The sequence below is a fragment of the Trabulsiella odontotermitis genome, assembly GCF_001188485.1.
GTDB lineage: Bacteria > Pseudomonadota > Gammaproteobacteria > Enterobacterales > Enterobacteriaceae > Trabulsiella > Trabulsiella odontotermitis_A.
In genome coordinates this window covers 1-2871 of sequence record NZ_JNGH01000109.1, presented here as the reverse complement: position 1 = coordinate 2871, position 2871 = coordinate 1, and the positions used below count along the sequence as shown (strand labels likewise).

At 57.7% G+C, this 2871-nt stretch carries 3 protein-coding genes and 1 pseudogene; 1 reads left to right on the top strand and 3 read right to left on the bottom strand.

Translation table 11 applies throughout. The features are described 5' to 3' along the window. The 3 genes and pseudogenes from GM30_RS28050 to rpiB form a co-directional block, all read right to left on the bottom strand. On the bottom strand, positions 1 to 101 hold a 101-nt coding region (locus tag GM30_RS28050; RefSeq protein WP_193391792.1), incomplete at its 3' end, for a hypothetical protein. Next, positions 88 to 1069 (bottom strand): annotated as a pseudogene (gene tal / locus GM30_RS19205) (transaldolase). The gene GM30_RS28050 and the pseudogene tal, both read right to left, overlap by 14 nt. A gap of 11 nt (positions 1070 to 1080) precedes the next feature. Next, positions 1081 to 1551, bottom strand: a complete 471-nt coding sequence (gene rpiB / locus GM30_RS19200) for a ribose 5-phosphate isomerase B (protein ID WP_049849922.1) — start codon at positions 1549 to 1551, stop codon at positions 1081 to 1083. Between the two features lie 336 nt (positions 1552 to 1887). Here rpiB and GM30_RS19195 point away from each other — a divergent pair. Beyond that, a partial coding sequence (locus GM30_RS19195) for a dihydroxyacetone kinase subunit DhaK (protein WP_193391791.1) occupies positions 1888 to 2871 on the top strand: 984 nt, incomplete at its 3' end.

The window sequence follows — 2871 nt, the reverse complement described above, 5'->3', positions numbered from 1 at the left end:
GCCATACCCATCGGGGCACCGGGGTGACCGGATTTCGCTTTCTGTACTGCGTCCATGCTTAGCGCACGGAGCGCGTTCGCCAGATCGTTACGCGATGACATTCGCCGCCTCCCGTTTCGCCAGCAGTCCGGTCAGCATGGTTTCGAGTTTTTCCTGATCGACGGCAAATAAACGGATGCCTTCCGCCAGTTTTTCCACCGCCATCGGATCCTGATTGTNAGCCAGTAAAACTCCGCTTCGGTCAGCGGCGACGGCGGCGTTTCTGCTTCGATCGGCGGCGTCAGCGCCACCGGCAGCTCGCCGTCCATCTGGCTCAGTGCTTCCAGCAGCGCCGGAGCGATAGTCTGACGATCGCACCCGGCCAGCGCAATCACCTGCTCCGCTTTGCGGAAGCTGGCGCCCATGATCACCGTCGGGTAACGGTGTTTTTTGTAGTAATCATAAATGTTGCGCACTGAGACCACGCCCGGATCGTTTTGCGGATCATCGTCGGTGAGCAAATCGCGCTGGCGATACCAGTCGTAGATACGGCCCACAAACGGCGAAATCAGCCAGACGCCCGCTTCGGCACAGGCGCGGGCTTGCGCAAACGAGAACAGCAGCGTCAGGTTGCAGTGAATACCTTCGCGCTCCAGCTCTTCCGCCGCTTTGATGCCCTGCCAGGTGGAANAGCCAGTTTGATCAGCACGCGGGAACGGTCGACACCGGCGGCTTCATACAGCGAGATCAGCTTGCGCGCTTTCGCCACGCATAAACCGCGGTCAAAGGAGAGACGGGCGTCGACTTCGGTCGAGACTTTGCCCGGCACCTGGCGCAGCAGTTCGAGACCAATGTTCACCGCCAGTTTATCGCTGGCATTAATCAGCCTGGTCTGCGCCGTACCGCCCTGCTGGCAGGCCCAGTCGATGGCCTGTTCAATCAGCGGACGGTAGAGCGGCTGCGCGGTGGCTTTCAGGATCAGCGACGGGTTGGTGGTCGCGTCCTGAGGATGATATTCGCGAATGGCGGTGATATCGCCGCTGTCCGCCACCACCGTGGTCACCGCTTTGAGTTTTTCCAGAAGATTCATCGGGCGCTCCTTTATTTATCCGCGCGGTTCGGGTGGGCGAGTGAATCGTAGTAATCAATACGATCAACCTTCGGCGCAGAACGCCCCGCTTCAAATTCGGATGCCAGCCAGGCATCGACCAGCATCAGCGCCAGCTCTTCGCCAATCACTCTGGCGCCCATGGTCATGATTTGCGCGTTATTGCTTTTACGGGCGCGCTCGGCGGAATAAATGTCGTGGCACTGTGCCGCGCGAACGCCCGGCACTTTGTTCGCCACGATCGCCATGCCAATGCCAGTACCACAAAACAGAATGCCGCGTTCGAATTTGCCCTCGCGGATCGCGGAAGCGAGGTTGAAGGCGATATCCGGGTAGATCTGATCGTTCCCTGCAACGTCGTGACTGAAATCTACAACCTCAATGTCCTTTTTGTTCAGGTGCTCTTTTACCCGATTTTTCAGTCCGGTAGCGGCATCATCCGCACCGATAGCGACTTTCAGCATTTTTATTACCTCACAAATGACAGTGCTTACATTGAACTTCTGTTCACGCTCTGCTCGTGTGATGGCGTCTGGCTGGGACGAAATGTGGCACAGAGATGAACTAAAGTTCAGTTAGTGTTCGTATGTAATAGATCATTAGCAGGAAAAAAGCGCGTAAAAAAGGATCTGGCGCACAAAAAAGCGCGTGAATGGGGAATTTTCGACCATGCTCACATTTTCACGTGCTGAACATTTGATTGATTGATGCGATCTGATAGCGTTCATTTGTGATGGTTATATAAAGGCCAGTTTACTGGCGGCTGGGGTATTGCTTGTAAATCATCTGGAGAAGAACAAATGACCTGGTTATTTAACCGACCCTCCGACTTTGCGAAAGAAATGGTGGCGGGTTTCGTCAGCGCGCATGCTTCTATGGTGCGCCAGGTTCCCGGCGGCGTGGTGCGCAATACCCAAAGTAAACCGGGCAGCGTGGCGGTGATCGTCGGTGGCGGTTCCGGGCATTACCCGGCATTTGCCGGACTGGTCGGGCAGGGACTGGCGCACGGTGCGGCCATGGGCAACCTGTTTGCCTCACCCTCAGCACAACAAATTTGCTCCGTCGCCCGCGCGGCCAACAACGGCGGCGGCGTGCTACTGACCTTCGGCAACTACGCCGGAGACGTCCTGCATTTCGGCCTCGCCTGCGAGCGTTTACGCGCCGAAGGCATTCCCTGCGAAACCTTTGCCATTACCGATGACATTTCCAGCGCCCCGCTGGCNGAAGTGCTCGCCGTCGCACGACGCGCCAACGAACAGACCCGCACGCTGGGGCTGGCCTTTAGCGGCTGTAAATTCCCCGGTGCGGAACATCCGTTATTTACCGTGCCGGAAGGCAAAATGGGCTTCGGCATGGGTATTCATGGCGAACCGGGCATCAGCGAACTGGCGGTGCTCTCGTCTCAGGATCTGGCGAAAAAGCTGACCAGCGCGCTGCTGGAAGAGCGCCCGCAGGACATTGCGCAGACCAAAGGCGCACGGCTTGGGGTGATCATCAACGGGCTGGGTTCGGTGAAATATGAAGAGCTGTTTGTCTTCTGGCATGNGCTGGCCCCTGCCACGACGCCCGCTTTTAATCGTGGTTCCGTGCTGCCGCATAAGCCGCTGGATCCGGTGCAACGTGAGCAGAGCGGCGAGGCCAACATTCCTCAAGGCAGCGAGGCGTCGAGAGCCTGTGCGGCCACGGTGATGACGATGATTGACGCGCTGACGAATACCATCGTCGCCAACGCCGAAGAGCTTGGTCGTATTGATGCCATCGCCGGTGACGGTGACCACGGCATC